The 19,866-nt window shown below is 59.0% G+C and carries 20 protein-coding genes; 12 read left to right on the top strand and 8 right to left on the bottom strand.

Annotated features, from left to right (window positions below; all coding sequences use genetic code 11):
* The coding region (locus tag Q0O19_RS02420; protein WP_295519750.1) for an OsmC domain/YcaO domain-containing protein at positions 1–1,415 on the bottom strand (1,415 nt) is incomplete at its 3' end.
* A gap of 158 nt (positions 1,416–1,573) precedes the next feature.
* Positions 1,574–2,224, bottom strand: a complete 651-nt coding sequence (locus Q0O19_RS02425) for a response regulator (protein ID WP_295519752.1) — start codon at positions 2,222–2,224, stop codon at positions 1,574–1,576.
* 233 nt (positions 2,225–2,457) lie between these two features.
* Here Q0O19_RS02425 and Q0O19_RS02430 point away from each other — a divergent pair, with 233 nt between their 5' ends.
* The 4 genes from Q0O19_RS02430 to Q0O19_RS02445 are packed head-to-tail and all read left to right on the top strand — an operon-like array spanning position 2,458 to position 7,030.
* Entirely contained in the window at positions 2,458–4,173 is a 1,716-nt protein-coding gene (locus Q0O19_RS02430; protein ID WP_295519754.1) for a long-chain fatty acid--CoA ligase, read from the top strand.
* Positions 4,174–4,196: 23 nt separating this feature from the next.
* Positions 4,197–5,210, top strand: a complete 1,014-nt coding sequence (locus Q0O19_RS02435; protein WP_295519755.1) for an LLM class flavin-dependent oxidoreductase — start codon at positions 4,197–4,199, stop codon at positions 5,208–5,210.
* A gap of 33 nt (positions 5,211–5,243) precedes the next feature.
* Complete coding sequence (locus Q0O19_RS02440; RefSeq protein WP_295519757.1) at positions 5,244–6,263, top strand: methionine synthase; 1,020 nt, start codon at positions 5,244–5,246, stop codon at positions 6,261–6,263.
* 20 nt (positions 6,264–6,283) lie between these two features.
* A complete protein-coding gene (locus Q0O19_RS02445; protein ID WP_295519758.1) occupies positions 6,284–7,030 on the top strand; it encodes a 2OG-Fe dioxygenase family protein in 747 nt (248 codons plus the stop codon).
* On the opposite strand, the gene Q0O19_RS02450 is transcribed toward Q0O19_RS02445, so the two are convergent.
* On the bottom strand, positions 7,031–7,516 hold the full coding sequence (locus tag Q0O19_RS02450) for a YajQ family cyclic di-GMP-binding protein (RefSeq protein ID WP_295519760.1): 486 nt from the start codon (positions 7,514–7,516) through the stop codon (positions 7,031–7,033).
* 41 nt (positions 7,517–7,557) lie between these two features.
* On the opposite strand from Q0O19_RS02450, the gene murB reads away from it, so the two are divergent.
* Positions 7,558–8,610 (top strand): UDP-N-acetylmuramate dehydrogenase, encoded by a 1,053-nt coding sequence (gene murB, locus Q0O19_RS02455; protein WP_295519762.1) that lies wholly within the window; start codon positions 7,558–7,560, stop codon positions 8,608–8,610.
* 112 nt (positions 8,611–8,722) lie between these two features.
* Here the strand turns inward: murB and Q0O19_RS02460 are convergent, their stop codons facing one another.
* Positions 8,723–9,682, bottom strand: coding sequence for a tripartite tricarboxylate transporter substrate-binding protein (locus tag Q0O19_RS02460; protein WP_295519763.1), 960 nt, complete (start codon positions 9,680–9,682; stop codon positions 8,723–8,725).
* Between the two features lie 145 nt (positions 9,683–9,827).
* Between Q0O19_RS02460 and Q0O19_RS02465 the strand changes: the two genes are divergently transcribed.
* Positions 9,828–10,088, top strand: a complete 261-nt coding sequence (locus tag Q0O19_RS02465) for a hotdog domain-containing protein (RefSeq protein WP_295519826.1) — start codon at positions 9,828–9,830, stop codon at positions 10,086–10,088.
* Between the two features lie 46 nt (positions 10,089–10,134).
* Here Q0O19_RS02465 and argG read toward each other — a convergent pair whose 3' ends face one another.
* From argG to Q0O19_RS02485, 4 genes are all read right to left on the bottom strand, one after another.
* Entirely contained in the window at positions 10,135–11,475 is a 1,341-nt protein-coding gene (argG, locus tag Q0O19_RS02470) for an argininosuccinate synthase (protein ID WP_295519764.1), read from the bottom strand.
* Positions 11,476–11,494: 19 nt separating this feature from the next.
* Positions 11,495–11,812, bottom strand: coding sequence for a pyrimidine/purine nucleoside phosphorylase (locus Q0O19_RS02475; RefSeq protein ID WP_295519766.1), 318 nt, complete (start codon positions 11,810–11,812; stop codon positions 11,495–11,497).
* A gap of 128 nt (positions 11,813–11,940) precedes the next feature.
* Positions 11,941–12,618, bottom strand: a complete 678-nt coding sequence (locus tag Q0O19_RS02480) for a glycine zipper 2TM domain-containing protein (protein WP_295519768.1) — start codon at positions 12,616–12,618, stop codon at positions 11,941–11,943.
* Between the two features lie 91 nt (positions 12,619–12,709).
* Positions 12,710–13,054: an arsenate reductase gene (locus Q0O19_RS02485; protein ID WP_295519770.1), complete on the bottom strand. Its 345-nt coding sequence runs from the start codon at positions 13,052–13,054 to the stop codon at positions 12,710–12,712.
* A gap of 48 nt (positions 13,055–13,102) precedes the next feature.
* Between Q0O19_RS02485 and folC the strand changes: the two genes are divergently transcribed.
* The 6 genes from folC to gltX are packed head-to-tail and all read left to right on the top strand — an operon-like array spanning position 13,103 to position 19,855.
* Positions 13,103–14,392 (top strand): bifunctional tetrahydrofolate synthase/dihydrofolate synthase, encoded by a 1,290-nt coding sequence (gene folC, locus Q0O19_RS02490; RefSeq protein WP_295519771.1) that lies wholly within the window; start codon positions 13,103–13,105, stop codon positions 14,390–14,392.
* Between the two features lie 30 nt (positions 14,393–14,422).
* Positions 14,423–15,187, top strand: coding sequence for an SPOR domain-containing protein (locus Q0O19_RS02495; RefSeq protein WP_366939019.1), 765 nt, complete (start codon positions 14,423–14,425; stop codon positions 15,185–15,187).
* Between the two features lies 1 nt (position 15,188).
* Entirely contained in the window at positions 15,189–15,683 is a 495-nt protein-coding gene (locus tag Q0O19_RS02500; RefSeq protein WP_295519774.1) for a CvpA family protein, read from the top strand.
* Positions 15,684–15,721: 38 nt separating this feature from the next.
* Positions 15,722–17,236, top strand: a complete 1,515-nt coding sequence (gene purF, locus Q0O19_RS02505) for an amidophosphoribosyltransferase (RefSeq protein WP_295519776.1) — start codon at positions 15,722–15,724, stop codon at positions 17,234–17,236.
* Positions 17,237–17,244: 8 nt separating this feature from the next.
* Complete coding sequence (locus Q0O19_RS02510; protein WP_295519778.1) at positions 17,245–18,456, top strand: O-succinylhomoserine sulfhydrylase; 1,212 nt, start codon at positions 17,245–17,247, stop codon at positions 18,454–18,456.
* 1 nt (position 18,457) lies between these two features.
* The gene (gene gltX / locus Q0O19_RS02515) at positions 18,458–19,855 is read left to right on the top strand and encodes a glutamate--tRNA ligase (RefSeq protein WP_295519780.1); all 1,398 of its coding nucleotides are present in this window, start codon (positions 18,458–18,460) and stop codon (positions 19,853–19,855) included.
* The last annotated feature ends 11 nt before the right edge of the window (positions 19,856–19,866 follow it).

A 19,866-nucleotide genomic window follows, 5' to 3' on the forward strand; every position in this document is an offset into this window, starting at 1 on the left:
GAGTCGATGAAGTGCTCTACAAAATTGTGGGGTTCGGTGACGGCCTGGCTCTCAAAGGTGGGCGGTGGCAAATCGTTCAGCCCTTCAAAGCTGCGGCCTTGCAGGAGTTCGGTCAGGCTGCGCTCCAACGCCACTTGAAGGCTCGGGTGCGCGCCGAAGGATGCAAACACCCCCCCTGTGCGTGGGTTCATCAAGGTGACGCACATCACCGGGTAGGTGCCACCCAGCGACGCGTCTTTGACCAGCACCGGAAAGCCTTGGGCCTCCAAGCCCTGGATGCCCGCCAAGATGCTGGGGTATTTGGCCAAAACGTCTTGCGGGACATCCGGCAAGCAGATTTCACCCTCCAAGATCTCGCGCTTGACGGCGCGCTCAAAAATTTCAGACAAGCATTGCACCTGCGCCTCGGCCAAGGTGTTGCCGGCACTCATGCCGTTGCTTACAAACAAGTTCTCAACCAGGTTGGTGGGGAAGTACACCACTTCCCCGTCGGATTGACGCACAAAGGGGAGCGAGCAAATGCCACGCGCGGCATTGCCCGAGTTGGTGTCGATCAGGTGCGAGCCACGCAGCTCGCCATCGGGGTTGTAGATGGACAGGCAGTACGCATCCAAAATTTCAGCGGGCAGCGCATCTTTTTTCCCTGGTTTGAACCAGCGTTCGTTCGGGTAATGCACAAACGCGGCGTTGGCGATGTCTTCTCCCCAAAACGCACCCGCGTAGAAATGGTTGTTGTTCAGTCGTTCAATGTATTCGCCCAACGCAGAAGCCAATGCGCTTTCTTTGGTGGAGCCTTTGCCATTGGTAAAGCACATGGGCGAGTGCGCATCACGGATGTGCAGGGACCACACATGGGGGATGATGTTGCGCCAAGAGGCAATTTCAATCTTGATCCCTAAGTCGGCCAAGAGGCCGGACATGTTGGCAATGGTTTGCTCCAAAGGCAGGTCTTTGCCCGGGATGAAGGTGTGCTTGTCGGTACTGGGCTTGAGGGTGAGCAAAGACTGCGCATCGGCATCCAGGTTGTCGACCTCTTCGATGACAAACTCGGGGCCTGCTTGCACCACTTTTTTCACGGTGCAGCGTTCAATCGAATTCAAAATGCCTCTGCGGTCTACCTCTTGGATGTCTGGAGGCAACTCCACCTGAATTTTGAAAATTTGCTGGTGACGGTTCTCGGGGTCAATGATGTTGTTTTGCGAGAGGCGGATGTTTTCGGTGGAAATCTTGCGGGTATCGCAATACAACTTTACAAAATACGCAGCACACAAAGCCGAGGAGGCCAAGAAATAATCGAAGGGGCCTGGGGCTGAGCCATCGCCTTTGTAGCGAATGGGCTGGTCGGCAACAACGGTGAAGTCATCGAATTTGGCTTCCAGACGCAGTTTGTCCAGAAAGTTGACTTTGATTTCCATGGGCGATTTTCAATAGGGACTCAAAATGATGCGAGCGCACGGGTTCGCCTACATGTGGGTACCCAGTATATAAAGCCCAACTGAAAAAAAGAGGATCCCAGCCAGAAAGACGACTGGGTGGGGCCCGAGTTCAAGCGCTGTATCGGCCGCTTGTGTGCTCAAGCGTTGTGGCTGGCAGTTTGTACGGCTTCGCTGTTGTAGGCATCGGCGTACCGACTGGCCAGAAAAGCGGTGAAAAAGCCGTTGAACCAATCCATGTTGATGGGCTTGGCCATGAAAATGCAGCCTTCGGGCAAGCCGCCGCGGCTTTCAATGACCTCAGAAGTCAGTGCAGACAAGACCAAGGTTGTCATGCGGTTGAATTGCGGGTTTTGGCGCAGAGTGCGCAGCAACTCGAAACCGTCCACCCCCGGCATGTCGAGGTCGGTGATCAGCACATCGGGCTTGATGCTGGCGATGTCGATCAAGGCCTCCAGACCCGATGACATGGCGGTGCAATCGACGGGCATGTTGGAGCGGTTGCAGTAACCGCGCAGCATTTCGCGGGTGACCGCATCGTCTTCCACCAGCAAGACCCGCAGCCTCTGGTCGCGGGGCTCGCTTAGGACGGTCAACATGTTGTGCTTACGCTGGTATTCGCGGATAGAGGGCATCGAAATTCTGCGATGCCCGCCTTGCGTTTTCCAAGCTTGCAGCTCATTTTTTTCGACCAAGGTCTGGATCGTGCCGACAGACAGCCCCAGCAGCTTGGCTGCATAGGTGGTGCCGCAGTAATCCTCGGGGGTGTCGGGTGTGGTGTAGGTTTGCATGGCATTTATTTTAATAATAAAATTATAAAAAACAATCTTTTTGATTTAAAAAAACCGCTTAATAATTAAAATTCATGGCTTGAAATACTGGCGTGTGGAGTGGATTGGTGGATGTTTTCACCTCGGCGCTCAAGGAATGCCCGTTTGGCGAGGTCTCCGCTGTGACAAAGCACGCACAGAAGCCAAGCCGCAGCGGGATTAACATGGATTCAAACCACACTTGGAGACTGTCGATGCCCGCCCATGCCGCTGTTTGGCCCGTACGCTTGCCTGCCAAGATCACCCCGCCAGCCACTTCTCTTTGGATGAACCTGGCCATCAGCGCCCTGCGTTATCCCGAAAAAGCAGCCTTTGTCTTCATGGGCAGGGTCTGGACTTACCGCGAGTTGATGGCCCATGCGGAGCAACTGGCCGGGCAATTGAAGGCTTTGGGCGTGGAGGCGGGGGATCGGGTGGTGTTGGACATGCAAAATTGCCCGCAGTTGGTGATCACCCACTTTGCTGTTTTGCGCATCGATGCGGTGGTGGTGCCCGTCAACCCGATGAACCGGGCCGAAGAACTGAAGCACTACATCACCGATCCAGATACACGGATGGCTGTGACCACCGCCGATTTGGCCCCGGACCTGGCGCAGGCCAGCGCCGCTTTGGCTCCTGAGCAGCGTCTGAAGCACTTGGTGGTGACGCAGTTCACCGATGTGTTTGAGGCCCAAGCCGTTGGCCCCGAGGACATGCCCGAAGCTTGGCGACCTTGGTTGTTGCCGGTCCGTGAATTGCCCGCGTTGTCATCTGGCCAAGTGCACGCTTGGTCAGATTTGATGGCTGCGCCCGCCACTGATTTGCCACCCCCCCAAGCCCAATCCGATGACTTGGCGGTTTTGCCCTACACCAGTGGCACCACCGGCTTGCCCAAGGGCTGCATGCACACCCACGGCACCCTGATGCACAACGCCATGGCCAGTGGTTTGTGGGGCAACGGGACGCCAGAAAACGTCACGCTCTGCGTGGTCCCCATGTTCCACATCACCGGCATGGTGAGCGTGATGCACACCAGCATTTTGTTGGGGGCCAGTTTGGTGATCATGCCCCGGTGGGACCGCGATGTGGCGGGGCATCTGATTTCCAAATGGAAAGTCACCCACTGGACCAACATCCCCACCATGGTGATCGACTTGTTGGGCAGTCCGCACATGGACCGCTATGACCTGAACAGCCTGGTCTACATTGGCGGCGGCGGTGCCGCCATGCCCGAAGCTGTGGCCCAGCGCTTGTTGGAGCAGTTCGGTCTGCGCTATGTGGAGGGTTATGGCCTGACCGAGACCGCCGCCCCGTCGCACACCAACCCACCCGATGCCCCCAAAAAACAGTGCTTGGGCATCCCCTTCATGAGTGTCGAGTCGCGCATTGTGGACCCCGAGACCCTGGTCGAATTGCCGCCGGGTGAGTCGGGCGAAATTGTGATTTCCGGACCCCAAGTTTTCAAGGGTTACTGGAAACGCCCCGATGCCACGGCCGAAGCCTTTTTTGAGCGCGATGGCTTGCGGTTTTTCCGCTCGGGCGACATGGGCCGTGTTGATGAAGCTGGCTACTTCTTCATGACCGACCGGCTCAAGCGCATGATCAACGCCAGCGGTTTCAAGGTCTGGCCGGCCGAGGTCGAAGCGCTGATGTTCCGCCATCCCGCCATTCAAGAGGCCTGCATCATCGCCACACGCGACGCATACCGGGGCGAATCGGTCAAAGCGGTGGTGGTTTTGCGGCTGGAACACAAGGGCCAAGTCTCCGAGCAAGACATCATCGATTGGTGCCGTGAGAACATGGCGGTTTACAAAATGCCCCGCGCTGTGAGTTTTGTCGATGTCTTGCCCAAGAGTGGCAGCGGTAAAGTCATGTGGCGGGCTCTGCAAGAGGCTGAAATGGCCGCTTTGGATGCACCTGCCAAGGGGTGATCACCTGCTCACAACCCAGTCGAATGAATCTGAAAATTTCCATCCTTGACCAATCTGCTGCTGCCGCCGGGCGGGGGCAGGACGCGACCATTCGCCAAACGCTGGCGCTGGCCCAGCAGGCGGAGGCCTGGGGTTACCACCGCTTTTGGGTGAGTGAGCACCACAGCCACCCCAGCATTGTGGGCACGGCACCAGAAGTCTTGATGGCCGCCATTGCAGCACGCACCCAACGCATACGCCTGGGCAGCGCGGGCGTGATGCTGCCGCATTACGCGGCCCTCAAGGTGGCCGAGCAGTTCCGGGTGCTCGACGCCTTGGCCCCTGGGCGCATCGATTTGGGCGTGGGCCGAGCGCCCGGCAGCGATGGCCGCACAGCGCAATTGCTCAACCCCGATCGCAACGCCTCGGAGCGTTTTCCGCAGCAGGTGATGGAACTGCAAGCCTGGGTCAGTGGCCACAACCTGCCGCCTGGCCATCCGGGTCACAACGTGTACGCCTACCCGCAATCAGACACTGCACCCGCGGTGTGGATGCTGGGCAGCTCGGATTACGGCGCTCAGTTGGCGGCCCACTTGGGGTTGCCTTATGCGTTTGCTTACTTCATCACCGACGGTCAGGGCGCAGATGAAGCCCTGCAGATTTACCGTGAAACCTTCCGGCCAAGTGCGGGTCTGCAAAAACCAAGCTCCGCGCTTTGCGTGTGGGCGTTGGCTGCGGATACCGACGACGAAGCGCTGCGCCTGTTCGAAAGCCGTGCCCGCTGGAAGATGGACCGCAACCTGGGCCGGATCGGGCCTTTGTTGCCGCCTGAAGAAGCCGCGCGTGATTACAGCCCGGCAGAACAGTTTGCGCTCGAGCGCCTGCGGGACTCGGCCCTGATCGGCTCGGCCGAGACGGTTGGCCGAAAACTCCGTCAACTCGCGGCGCGGCTGCAAGCCGATGAACTGGTCGTCATCACCTGGGCACATGACCCTGCGGCCCAAATGCGCTCTTATGAATTGCTCGCCCAGGAATTTGCACTTGCGGCAAACTGCTGACCTTCTATTTTGTGACCTCCAAGGATTTTTGACATGTTCACCACCGCGATCGCTGGCAGTTTGCCCAAACCCGCTTGGCTGGCCGAGACCGAAAAACTCTGGCCCCAGTGGACCTCCCAGGGGCCCGAGCTGCAGCAAGCCAAAGCCGATGCCACCCTCTTGTGGATCAAGGCCCAAGAGGACGCCGGTTTGGATGTGATCGGTGACGGCGAACAGGCGCGCCAGCACTTTGTGCACGGCTTTGTCGAGCAGGTCGAAGGCATCGACTTTGTGAACAAAGTGACCATGGGCATCCGCAACAACCGCTACGACGCGCAGGTGCCACAGGTCATTGCGCCGCTGCGTCTGAAGGGCCGTGTGCACGCGTTCGAAGCCCAGTTGGCCCGTGCCCACACAAACAAGAAACTCAAATTCACCTTGCCTGGCCCGATGACGATTGTGGACACCGTGGCCGACCGCTTTTACGGCGACAAGGTCAAAATGGCCATGGCCTTTGCCGAGTTGCTCAACCAAGAAGCGCTGGCGCTGCAAGCCGACGGCGTGGACATCATCCAATTCGATGAACCTGCTTTCAACGTCTACATGGACGACGCGGCCGATTGGGGCGTCAAGGCGCTGGAGATTGCTGCGCGGGGTTTGACCTGCACCACCGCCGTGCACATTTGCTATGGCTACGGCATCGAAGCCAACAACAAATGGAAAGAGACGCTGGGCCAAGAGTGGCGTCAATACGAAAAGGTGTTCCCGGCCCTGGCCAAGAGCAGCATCCAACAGGTCAGCCTGGAGTGCATGCACTCGCATGTGCCGATGGAAATGATGAAATTGCTGGAAGGCAAAGACGTGATGGTCGGCGTGATCGACGTGGCCAATCCGGCCATCGAAACCGCTGAGGAAATCGCCGATACGATTGGCCGCGCCTTGCAGTTCGTGCCCAAGCACCGCTTGATCGCTTGCACCAACTGCGGCCTGGCACCCATGAGCCGCGCCGTGGCCGAAGCCAAGCTCAAAGCCCTGGCCGAAGGCGCCAAGCTCGCCAGCCAACGCTACGCCTGAAACCGTCACCGAGGTCGTTCATGCCCCAACAAATGCTGCAGCCCCCGCTGACACCACCTGACCTGTTGAATGCCACCTTGGCGGACCAGGGGTTTGCGGTCCTGGGGGCTGCCAGTGTTTGCGCTTTGGCCGGTCTATCGGTGGAGGCCTTGAGAGCACTCGAGCCCAGTTGGAACCATTTGCCGCCCGACCAATACCTGAAAGACGGTGGACGTTACCGCCGCCGCCGGCACGCCAGCTTCGAGGTCACGGGCGATCAGGTGCAGGCCATGCCACACCGAGCCCATTGGCAACCCTTGTCATATAACGCCTTGCACGGTGGCATGCAGCGCTGGTTTGAGCCCATGGGCCAAGAGGTGGTGCATCAAGTGGCGTGGTTGCATTTGTTGTGTTGGTTGGCCCGTGTGGCCTCCAAAGCCCAAGGCCATCAGACCTGGTTCACCGAAGCGCATCAGTTTCGCATCGACACCACCGATGGCATTGGTCGCCCCACACCCGAGGGCGCACACCGCGACGGCGTGAACTGGGTGGCGGTGTTTTTGGTGGGCCGTCACAGCATCAAAGGCGGTGAAACCCGGGTGTTTGACATGGACACCCCTCGTGGCCAGCGGTTCACCTTGAGCGAGCCTTGGTCTTTGCTGTTGCTCGATGACAGCCGTGTGATCCATGAAACCACGCCCATTCAACCCGAACAAGAAGGCGGTTGGCGCGACACACTGGTTGTCACGCTGCGCTCCGGCGGATTTTTGGACGCCCCAGCGCCCTGATCAGTCGCGGAAGTTGTCGAAAGACAGGGGCAGTTCGGTCATGTCCTTGCGCAGCAAAGCCATGGCTGCTTGCAAGTCGTCGCGCTTGGTGCCGGTCACGCGCACCGCATCGCCCTGAATGGACGCTTGCACTTTGATCTTGCTCTCTTTAATGAGTTTGGTGATTTTTTTGGCATCTTCGGTCTCAATGCCGTTTTTGACCTTGATCACTTGCTTGACCTTGTCGCCACCGATTTTTTCGACTTTGCCAATGTCCAAAAAGCGCACGTCCACATTCCGTTTGGTGAGCTTGTTGCGCAAGATGTCTTCGACTTGGGTGAGCTGAAACTCGGCGTCACCGAACATCGTGATCTCTTTGTCCTTGAGTTCGATGTTGGCGGATGTGCCTTTGAAGTCAAAGCGGGTGCCGATTTCTTTGGCGCAAGTGTCAACGGCGTTGCGCACTTCGACCATATTGGGTTCGCAAACGGTATCAAACGAAGGCATGGCGGTAAAAATCCGAAGGTTGAGAATGCGACAATTCTCCCATGTTCCTTGAGAAAAATGTCCCCTTGCAGCCGTACAACACGTTCGGCATCGCCGCCAAGGCCCAGGCTTTTGTGCGGGTGCACTCCGAAGCCGACCTGTTGGCCGTGCTGGCCGACCCCCAATTGGCCACTTTGCCTCGGCAAGTGTTGGGCGGGGGGAGCAATATTGTGTTGACGGGCGACGTGAAAGCGCTGGTGCTCAAAGTCGAGGTGCGGGGTGTGCGTTTGGCGTCAGAAACGGACAAACACTGGATTGTTGAGGCCGGTGCGGGCGTGGACTGGCACGCCTTGGTCGCGTGGACGCTGGACCACGGCTATCCGGGCTTGGAAAACATGGCCCTTATTCCCGGTACGGTGGGCGCATCGCCCGTGCAAAACATCGGTGCTTATGGCGTGGAGCTGCAAGACCGCTTCGATTCGCTCGACGCCATGGACTTGCTCACGGGCGAGCTGTTCAGCTTGAATGCCGCCCAGTGCGGTTTCAGCTACCGCGACTCGGTGTTCAAACATGCCTCTGGTGATTCCGAAGGGCTTGGCTTGGCGGGCAGGGCGGTGATTTTGCGGGTGCGCTTGGCGCTGCCCAAGCGCTGGAAGCCCGAGCTGGGTTATTTGGACCTGGAGCGCAAAATGGCCGACACGGGCATTCACAACCCCGATGCCCGGCAGATATTTGATTGGGTGGTGGCGATTCGGCGCGCCAAACTGCCCGACCCGGCGGTGATCGGCAACGCGGGCAGCTTCTTCAAAAACCCGACGGTGACGCCCGAGCAGTGCGCCGACATCATCGCCCGCGACCCGAAAGTGGTGCATTACCCCATGCCCGACGGCAGCATCAAGCTGGCAGCGGGCTGGCTGATTGATGCCTGTGGCTGGAAAGGCAAGTCTGTGGGACACGCTGGGGTTTATGAAAAGCAGGCGCTGGTGCTGGTCAACCGGGGTGGGCGCGAGAACCCCTGCACCGGGGGCGAGGTGATGACGCTGGCCAAAGCCATTCAGACCAGCGTGTACGAGCGGTTTGGCATTCGGCTGGAGCCTGAGCCGGTGGTGATTTGAGACGGTTCAACAGCGATGGCGGTCGCGGTCGCGAAACTGCGTGAAGGGTTGAGTGGCCGAATGCCCAAGAACGAGATCGAGATCGTGCGCAGCGGACTGAAATTGGCCGTTGTCACTGAACACTGGCGCCAGAACTTCGCACGACGGCGCTCCATTTTCGGACTTCGTTGGCCATGAAAACGCCCAGTTCCTCTGAACTGCCGGGGACCCCCGTGGCACCCTGGGCAATGAGCGACTCTTGAACGCTCGATTTGGCCAACATCAACTTGATGGCGCCATCCAGTCGGGCAATGGTTGCAGGTGGTGTCCCTGCTGGAGCCAGAACAAAAAGGCGAGGTGATGCATCAAATCCAGGGAAAGTATCCGCCAAAGCCGGCCAGTCCGGAGCACTGATGAGCTTGCCAGGGCTGGTCAGTGCAATGGCTTTGAGTTTGCCAGCCTTGGCTTGAACCAAAGCGGGTGGTGCAGACATGATGGCCAATGGAATCTGGCCGCCGATCAAATCCGCAACGATGGGCGCTGCGCCCTTGTAGGGCACATGCACGAAGTCAAAATTACCCTGCTTTTTGAAAAGCTCCATGGCCAGATGGTGGACGGTACCGACACCCGGGGAGGCATAGCTGTACTTGCCCGGATTGGCCCTGAGCAGGGCAATCAGTTCGGTCGTATTTTTGGCTGGCAAAGAGGGATGAGCGACCACCACCAAGGGGGTGACACCGACCGAACCCACGGGTGTGAAACTTTTGATGGGATCGAAGGGGACGGATGCGTAAATGGACGGTGCAATCAAAAGGCCCGTTTCGCCAAAAAGCAGCGTGTAACCATCGGCGGGCGCTTTGGCGACGGCGTCTGCCGCCAATGTTCCGCCAGCGCCTGCCCGATTTTCCACAATGACTGGTTGCCCCAATGACTCTGTCAATTGTGTGGCAGTCAGACGCGCCAGGGCATCGGCGCCTCCGCCTGCGGCATATCCCACGATCAATCGGATGGGTTTGTTGGGAAAAGTCTGAGCGAGGGTCGAAATGGAGCTGAATGCGATCAAAAAGCAAACAAAGCCGTATATTTTTTTCATGGTGTCTCTCCGGGTTGGTCAATCTTAGCCCTGAACAAGTGAAGCCGGCAAGTTGGCAAGCTCGTCGACTTTATCCAGGAGATTCGCTGGGTGTTCTCTGGACACCGCCATCACGGGTTACACCCATGTCGCAGGGGTGGAGGTGGTGTCCGGCTTGGCTGACCATGCGGCAGGTGCAGCGGCCACCACCGCATTGCCCGCAGGCAAGATCGCGGTCACGGTCGATTTGCATGTGAACTTCTTGGCCCCGGCCAAAGGCCAAACTTTGCACACCAATGCGCGAACCCTGCGAGTGGGGGCACGATCTGCGTGGTGGCCGTGGCGCTTGAAACCGACCCGCAAGAGAGTCAAGCTCCCTGTGCGGTGGCCCATGTCACTTTGCGGGTGGTGGACATGCCACCTTTGAAATAAAAAACGGCCCGAAGGCCGTTTTTTGTGGGGCAAGCCAAAAATCACTTTTTGCCGCTGCCTTCGAGCTTGTAGATATGCGGTCCGTCGCCTGTGGACAGCAAGCCTGTATGGGCGTAGATGCCCAGTTTGGCGCGGGTGTCGGTGATGTCCAGGTTGCGCATGGTCAGCTGGCCAATGCGGTCCAGCGGGCTGAACGGCGCGTCTTCCACTTTTTCCATGCTCAAACGCTCTGGCGCGTAAGTCAGGTTGGGCGACTCGGTGTTGAGGATCGAGTAGTCGTTGCCGCGGCGCAGTTCCAGCGTCACGGTACCCGTCACGGCGCGGGCCACCCAGCGCTGGGCGGTTTCGCGCAGCATGATGGACTGCGGGTCGAACCAGCGGCCTTGGTACAACAAGCGGCCCAGGCGCAGGCCGTTGATGCGGTACTGCTCAATGGTGTCTTCGTTGTGGATGCCGGTGACCAAGCGCTCGTAAGCGATGTGCAGCAGGGCCATGCCGGGCGCTTCGTAGATGCCACGGCTCTTGGCTTCGATGATGCGGTTTTCGATCTGGTCGCTCATGCCCAAGCCGTGGCGGCCGCCGATTTCGTTGGCTTGGAGGAACAACTCGACCGGGTCGGCGTATTCCACACCGTTGAGCGCCACAGGCATGCCTTCTTCAAAGCGCACGCTCACATCTTCGGCTTTCACGTCCACTTCGGGCTTCCAGAACGCCACACCCATGATGGGGTTGACGATCTTCATGCCGCTTTGCAGGCTTTCGAGGTCTTTGGCTTCGTGGGTGGCACCCAGCATGTTGCTGTCGGTGGAGTAGGCTTTTTCGGCGCTCATTTTGTAGCCAAAGCCGTTGGCGGTCATGAAGGCGCTCATTTCGGCGCGGCCGCCCAGCTCGTCGATGAACAGCTGGTCCAGCCAAGGCTTGTAGATCTTCAGGCTCGGGTTGGTCAGCAGGCCGTAGCGGTAAAAGCGCTCGATGTCGTTGCCCTTGAAAGTCGAGCCGTCACCCCAGATGTTGACGTCGTCTTGCTTCATGGCGGCCACCAACATGGTGCCAGTCACGGCGCGGCCCAGCGGTGTGGTGTTGAAGTAGGTGATGCCACCGGTAGAAATGTGGAAAGCACCACATTGGATGGCGGCAATGCCTTCGTGCGCCAGCTGGGTACGGCAGTCGACCAGGCGGGCTTTTTCTGCGCCGTATTCCATCGCCTTGCGGGGGATTTCGTTGTAGTCGGATTCGTCAGGTTGTCCGAGGTTGGCGGTGTAGGCGTAGGGCAGGGCGCCCTTTTGCTTCATCCACAGCAGAGCAGCGGAGGTGTCCAGGCCGCCGGAGAAGGCGATGCCGACTTTTTGCCCTTTGGGCAGGTTTTGCAGGATGGTGCTCATGGCGTCTCGATCAATCGCTTTAACCAAAATGGCAGATGTAGTGGTAGGGCTCTGTCACGCGGATCTCGAACTTGGAGTTGCCGGGGATGCTGAACTCTTCGCCTGCGCTGGATTTGACACATTCGTTGCTGCCATCAAGCTTGTATTCGCACGAGCCGCCCACGCATTCCATGATTTCAGGGGCGCCGGTGTTGAAGGTCAGGGTAGCGGGCAAGATCACACCCACCGACAGTTTGGTGCCGTCGGCCAAGGTCAGGCCGTGGCTGACGCATTTGCCGTCGAAGTAAACATTGGCATGGGTGTTGACGGAGACGCCGTCGATGGTTTGGGTGGTCATGGGTGGGGCTTTAAAGGAGCGGATTTCCTCCGCATCAAACAAAAAGGGCGTCTGAAGACACCCTTGAAGGCAAATCAAGCCGATATTTTAGGCCAGTCGGCAGGAGGGGGCTGTTGGGGCTTGGCCCTTCAGCGCCACCCACCGGGCCTGAAACCGTGGTGATAAGGTTGCACGTGGCGGTGCCCGGCGCTCCATCCCAAGTTGATGCTCGTGTAACTGGGCGGGTAGTGGCGGTAAACCGGGGTGGGCACGTAGACCACACGCGACTCGGTGATGACGGTGGCAGGCTCAACAACCGTTGGAGCCGCTGAATAGTAGGTCTGTGCTGGACCTTCGGAGCGGGGTACGCCCACAGGGGTGACTTGCAGTGGAATGGTCGTGCCGGGGTCTTGTGGCAGTTGCACGTTGTATTGCTTGCCCGCATATTCATAAACCACGTTGTAGCCGACCAAACGGTTTTCGTAGACGGTTTGTGTGGTGCAGGTGGTGGTGGGCTGGGGGGCGTTGCCTTGGCTTTCGGCTTTGTCACCCAACATGGCACCGCCAATGACGCCTGCCATTGCCGTGAGGCCTCTGTTGTCACGTCCGCCCAGCTGGCTGCCGATCAACCCGCCGGCAATCGCGCCAATGAGGGCACCGCCCCCGGAGTTCAGGGCCGGTGCCACGGCAGGGCTTTGGGTGCAGGTTTGGCGTGGCACGGCCGTTTGTTGGTAAACCGCGGTGCGCGAGATCACTTGTCCAACTTCTTGCGCTTGTGCGCCCAAGGCTAAGAACAGCAGTGCAGGCGTGGTGACCCATGTTTTCATGATTTTTGCGAGTTTGGAGTGAATGATCAGAGTTTAAGCCGGTCAGATCGAACCCACGCACACTGAAAAGTAAAGATTTGTGACGGCCTTGTCAGCGGGGCCATTGCTCGGGCACAAAGCCGACAGTGACCTTTCCGGATGGCCAAGCGATGACAGGCCGTTTGATGGTGCTGGCGTGTTCTTGCATCACGGCCTTGGCTGTTGCGCTGTTGGTGACACCGGCTTGCACTGCGGCATCGAGCTTTCGCCACGTCGTGCCTTTGCGGTTGAGCAGGGTTTCCCAGCCGACGGCGGCCAGCCAGGTGTCCAGTGCTGCTTCAGGCACACCTTGCTTTTTGAAATCGTGGAAATTGGCCTCCAGGCCTTGCTCGCTCAGCCAAGTTCGGGCTTTTTTGACGGTGTCGCAGTTGGGGATACCGTAAACAATCGGGTGCATAGGTCAAATCGGAAAGGAAAGAAACAGGACTGGGCGACAATCGCCGCCATGAAGACTCTACAGCAATGGCTCGAATGGTGCGAGCAACTACACCCTGTGGCCATTGACATGGGGCTGGACCGCGTGAAAACCGTGGCTGACCGCATGGATCTGCGATTTGACTGCCCGGTGATCACGGTGGCTGGGACCAACGGCAAGGGCTCGACCTGCGCCATGCTGGAGGCGGTGTTGCTGCAAGCGGGTTACCGCACGGGTGTTTACACCTCACCGCACTTGGTGCACTTCGAGGAGCGCTGCCGCCTGCATGGTGAATCGGCCTCGGCCGAGGTGTTTGCCGAGGCTTTTGCTGCCGTGGAAGCGGTGAGGGGGGATGTCAGCCTGACCTATTTCGAGTTCAGCACCCTAGCCATCTTGCACCTGATGGCCGGTGCCAAGCTGGATGTGGCCATTTTGGAAGTGGGCTTGGGCGGCCGCCTGGATGCGGTCAACATCATCGACGCCGATTGCGCCGTGATCACCAGCATCGACATCGACCACACCGCGATTTTGGGCAAAGACCGTGAGAGCATCGGTTTCGAAAAGGCGGGCATCGTGCGCGCCGGCCGTCCTGTGATCGTGAGCGACCCGGTGCCACCGCAAAGCGTTTTGGCGCATGCCGCTGCCTTGGGTGCTGATATTTGGCTGTTTGGCAGAGATTTCAATTTTTCGGGTGACAAGCAGCAATGGGCTTGGGCTGGGCGTGACCGCCGCTACAGCGGCATGGCTTACCCGGCTTTGCGCGGGGCCAACCAGCTGATCAACGCCTCAGGCGTTTTGGCCGCATTGGACGCTTTGCGTCAGCGCATACCGGTCACGGCTCAAGCGGTGCGCAATGGCTTGGCCATGGTGGAGTTGCCGGGGCGCTTTCAGATTGTGCCGGGCCAGCCGGTGCTGGTGCTCGATGTGGCGCACAACCCGCATTCGGTGGCAGCGTTGGCGGCCAACCTGGATGCCATGGGTTTTTACCCGACCACCCACGCTGTGCTGGGGGCCATGGCCGACAAAGACCTGCTGCCCATGCTGCAGAAGGTCAATCCGATGGTGGACAGGTGGTATTTCACCGATTTGCCCTTGCCCCGTGCGGCCAAAGCGGCCGATTTGCAGCAGGTTTGGCAGGCGCAAAACACCCGAACCGACACCGCGTCGAGCACCCATGCCGACCCCATGTTGGCCCTCCAGGCGGCCATCGATGCGGCAGACCCGGCTGATAGAATTGTCGTCTTTGGCTCCTTCTATACCGTGGGCGGTGTTTTGAAAGACGGCATCCCGCGTCTGCAAGCCAAACACCTCTCCCCGTGAGCACCCGTCATGGCCTTTTTTAAGTTCCGATTGTCTGGACCATCTGCCTCTGCCGAAGCAGTCAATGCCGTCCCCAGTGAAAACATCGAGGTGGTCCGTCGACGTGCGCGTCACCGTTTGATGGGGGCTGTGGTGTTGGTGCTGGTGGCGGTGGTCGGTTTTCCGCTGCTGTTTGACACCCAGCCCCGACCTGTCGCAGTCGATACGCCGATTGTGATTCCCGATAGACAAACCACCCCCCCTTTGGCCAGTGCGACTGCCGTGCCCGCAGCCCAAGCGCCCGCCAAACCGTTGTTGTCTGCCCCTGAGGTGGTCTCTGCCCAAGCCAGCTTGGATGCGCGCGAACAGGTGGTGTCTGCCTCGCCTTCGCCCGTGACGGCCAAGCCTGAAGCGGCTAAGGAAACCCCGCCTGCTGAAAACCCCCCAGAAAAGCCGGCGGTGATCAAACAAGAGGCCAAACCCACAACACCTGCCAAGACGGATAAACCTGCGCCAGTGGCTAAGCCCAAAGAAGATGGAAACAAAGCCCAGGCCTTGCTGGAGGGCAAAACGGCCAAACCGTCGGTTGACCGCGTGGTCATTCAAGTCGGGGCGTTCTCTGATGCCACCAAAGTGCGTGATGTGCGCAGCAAGCTGGAACAAGCAGGCGTCAAAACTTACACCCAGACCGTCGAAAGAGACGGTAAAACCACCACCCGCATTCGCGTGGGACCCTTTGATTCCAAAGAGGAGGCCGATAAAGCGGCCGCGCGCATTCGCAAGCTGGACTTGCCAGTGTCTTTTTTGAAGATCTGACATGGCGGTCAGCCTCACCGATTGGATATTGCTGGGGGTTTTGCTGGCGTCCTTGCTGGTGGGACTTTGGCGCGGTTTGGTTTACGAGGTGCTCTCTTTGGCCGGATGGGTGGCTGCTTTTGTGGTGGCCCAGTGGCTGGCGGTCGATGCGGTCGCTTGGCTGCCCTTGATTCAAGGCGCCTCCGAGTCGGTGCAGTACGCGGTCGCTTTTGCGGTGGTGTTTGTGGCCACTGTGTTCGCCGCTGGCTTCGTGTCTTGGTTGATCAAAAAGTTGGTGGAAACCGTGGGTCTGCGCCCGGTGGATCGCACTTTGGGTGCCTTGTTTGGTTTGGCCCGTGGCGTGGTGTTGCTGTTGGCCTTGACCGTGGTGTTGCAATTGACCGGGGTGGCGCGTGATGCTTGGTGGGCCACGGCCCAAGGCCCCGCCTGGCTGCAGGTCATCCTCACGGGCTTGAAGCCACTGTTGCCGCAAACCTTTGTGAATTATTTGCCCTGAAAGTTTCAGGGCGCCTCGATTATTGAACGGATAGCAGTATGTGTGGAATTGTCGGCGTTGTCAGCAGCGCACCGGTCAATCAATTGATTTACGACGCCTTGCTGTTGTTGCAACACCGAGGCCAGGACGCTGCGGGTATCGTCACCCAGCTGGACCGCAAGTTCTTCATGCACAAGGCCAAGGGCATGGTGCGCGACGTGTTTCGCACCCGCAACATGCGCAGCTTGCCCGGCAATTGCGGACTGGGCCAGGTTCGATACCCCACAGCAGGCAATGCCTTCAGCGAAGAAGAGGCCCAGCCTTTTTATGTCAACGCCCCCTTTGGTTTGGTGCTGGTTCACAACGGCAACCTGACCAATGCCCACGCCTTGAAGTCGGAGCTGTTTTCCAACGACCACCGCCACATCAACACCGAAAGCGACTCCGAGGTCTTGCTCAACGTGTTGGCCCACGAACTGGAAAAAACCACCCGGGGCTTGCCCCTCAAACCCATGGATGTGTTCGAGGCCGTGCGCGGTGTGAATCGCCGTGTCAAAGGATCGTATGCGGTGATTGCCTTGATTGCAGGGCACGGCTTGGTGGCTTTTCGCGACCCGCATGGCATTCGGCCGTTGTGCATGGGTCGCAGTGAAGACGGCACCATCATGTTGGCCAGTGAGTCGGTGGCTTTGGATGGCGCGGGCCATCAGTTTGAGCGCGACGTGGCCCCGGGCGAGGCGATTTTTGTGGATCTGGAAGGCCAGATGCACACCCAGCCTTGCGCCGAGAAGTCGCAGCTGAGCCCCTGTATCTTCGAATATGTGTACCTGGCCCGCCCGGACTCCACCATGGACGGTATATCGGTCTACCAAGCCCGGTTGAACTTGGGTGAGACACTGGCCAAGCGGGTGATCTCCACCGTGCCGCCCAGCGACATCGATGTGGTGATCCCGATCCCCGAGTCCAGCCGACCCAGTGCCACGCAGTTGGCGCATTTGCTGGGCATTCCTTACCGCGAAGGTTTTGTGAAAAACCGTTACGTGGGCCGAACCTTCATCATGCCCGGCCAAGCGGTGCGCAAAAAATCGGTACGCCAAAAGCTCAACACCATCGTGAGCGAATTCAAGGGCCGCAATGTGCTGCTGGTGGACGATTCCATCGTGCGCGGCACCACCAGTCGCGAGATCGTACAAATGGCGCGTGACGCCGGGGCCCGCAAGGTCTACATGGCCAGCGCTGCGCCGCCCGTGCGCTTTCCAAATGTGTACGGCATCGACATGCCGACCAAAGAAGAGTTGGTGGCACACGGGCGCAGCATCGAAGAAATCCGCCAAATCATTGGCTGCGATGCCCTGATTTACCAAGACGTGGACGCCATGAAAACGGCCGTCGCCCAAGCGCGTGTCAACGCAGCGGGCTTGCTGTCTGATTTCGATGCGTCTTGCTTTGATGGCGTGTACGTGACGGGCGATATTTCGGCCGACGACATCCACCGTTTGAACCAAACCCGTCCTCAAACCGAAGAGGGCGACGACGATAACTCGCGTCTGGCATTGCCCAACGCCAGCGTGTGAGCCCCACCATGACCAAAGACACCCGATTTGACGATCTGCACATCGAAACCCTGGCGGTGCGTGCCGCGGTTGAGCGCAGCCAGTATGGCGAAAACTCCGAAGCGCTGTACCTGACCAGTGGCTATGTGCAGCCCACAGCGGAATCGGCCGCCCGGCGTTTTGCGGGCGACGAAGAGGGCTACACCTATGGCCGTTATGGCAACCCCACAGTTAGCAGCATGGAAATGCGCTTGGCGGCGCTTGAGGGCACCGAGGCCGCCATGGGCACGGCATCGGGCATGTCGGCGATCTTGATGATGTGCATGGGTCTCCTGAAAGCGGGCGACCATGTGGTGTGCTCGCGATCCATGTTCGGCTCCACCATCAAGCTGATCGGCTCTGATTTGGCCAAGTTTGGTGTCGAGTCGAGTTTTGTCTCGCAAACCGACTTGAACGAATGGCAAGCAGCCGTTCGGCCCAACACGCGTTTGCTGTTTGCCGAAACACCCACCAACCCGCTGACCGAGGTGTGTGATATCCAGGGTTTGGCCGACATCGCGCACAACGCCGGTGCTTTGTTTGCGGTCGACAATTGTTTTGCCACGCCCGCTTTGCAACGGCCCGTGGCCATGGGGGCCGACATCATCACGCACTCGGGCACCAAATACCTCGATGGTCAGGGGCGCGTGATGGCGGGCGCGCTCTGCGCTTCGCAGCAGATGATCACCGAGAAGTTCTTGCCAGTGCTCAAAAGTGGCGGCATGACACTGGCACCTTTCAACGCTTGGGTCGTCCTCAAAGGCTTGGAAACCTTGGACTTGCGCATGCGTGCCCAATCAGCCCGTGCGCAAATTTTGGCCGAATGGCTGGAGAAACACCCCGCCGTCGCGCGTGTGCATTACCCTGGCTTGGCCAGCCACTCGCAGCACGACTTGGCCATGCGGCAGATGTCGGGCTTAGGTGGTGCGGTGCTGTCTTTCGACGTGAAGGCCAATGGCCCTGAACAATCACGGCAAAGGGCCTTTCACATCTTGGACCAGATGCAAATGTTGTCGCTGTCCACCAACTTGGGTGATACCAAAACCTTGGTGGCGCACCCCGCCAGCACGTCCCATGGCCGACTGACGGAGGCACAGCGCCAAGCTGCAGGCATTGGCCAAGGGCTGATCCGAGTGGCTGTGGGCCTGGAATACCCGCAAGACGTTCAAAAAGACCTGTCCCGTGGTCTCGATACCCTCTGATATGACGACAACTCCAGCACGCTCCCGCACCCGTTTCGCTCCATCGCCCACCGGCTTCATTCATCTGGGCAATATCCGCTCGGCTTTGTACCCTTGGGCCTTTGCCCGTGCCACCGGCGGCGACTTCATTTTGCGCATCGAAGACACCGACCTGGACCGTTCCACACAAGCGTCTGTGGACGTGATCATCGAAGGCATGGCTTGGCTGGAACTGAACCATGACGAAGGCCCGTTCTACCAAATGCAGCGCATGGACCGCTACAAAGCGGTACTGGCCGACTTGCAGGCTGCAGGTCATGTGTACCCCTGCTACATGAGCATGCAAGAGCTCGACACTCTGCGCGAACGCCAGATGGCCAACAAAGAAAAGCCCCGATACGACGGCACATGGCGTCCCGCGGAAGGCAAAACTTTGCCTGCGATCCCTGAGGGTGTGAAGCCGGTGCTGCGTTTCAAAAACCCGATCGGTGGCGCGGTCGCTTGGGACGATAAGGTCAAAGGCCGCATTGAGATCCGCAACGACGAACTCGACGACCTGGTGATCGCCAGGCCTGACGGCACGCCCACCTACAACTTCTGCGTGGTGGTCGACGACATCGACATGCAGATCACACACGTCATCCGTGGTGACGACCATGTGAACAACACCCCGCGCCAGATCAACATCTTCCATGCCTTGGGCCAAGAGCCGCCTGTTTATGCCCACCTGCCCACCGTGCTGAATGAGCAGGGCGAGAAGATGAGCAAGCGCAATGGCGCCAAGGCCGTGACGGCTTACCGCGACGAAGGCTATCTGCCCGATGCCATGGTCAACTACCTGGCGCGACTGGGCTGGAGTCACGGTGACGATGAAATTTTCAGCCGTGCTCAGTTTTTGGCGTGGTTCAACCTCGACCACTTGGGCCGCAGTGCCGCTCAGTTTGACGAAGCCAAGCTCAAATGGGTCAATGCCCAGCACCTCAAAGCCATGGGCGATGACGATCTGGCCCAGCTTGTGCATCCCTTCCTTGCCAAACTGGGAGTTGTGGCCGACGAACGCTTGGCCAGCATTTGTGGTCTGTTCAAAGACCGCTGCGACACACTGGTGGTTTTGGCGCAATGGGTCTCAGCCTTTTACTTGGACGTGGTGCCCAATGCCCAAGAGAAGGCACAGCATGTGACCGACGCGGTCAAACCGGCGCTGGCCTTGTTGGCCGACAAGTTGGCTTCATGCGCGTGGGACAAGGCTTCGATTGCGGCAACGATCAAGGAGACATTGACCGAGACCGGGCTCAAAATGCCCCTCTTGGCGATGCCCGTTCGGGTGCTGGTGATGGGCACGGCTCAGACACCCTCGCTGGACGCGGTGCTCGCTCTCAGCCAAAGAGAAAAAATTCTGGAGCGTTTGAAAAACGCCTGAATATCTGTCTA

Source organism: Limnohabitans sp. Rim8, assembly GCF_945869175.1.
In the GTDB taxonomy this organism is placed as follows: Bacteria; Pseudomonadota; Gammaproteobacteria; order Burkholderiales; family Burkholderiaceae_C; genus Limnohabitans_A.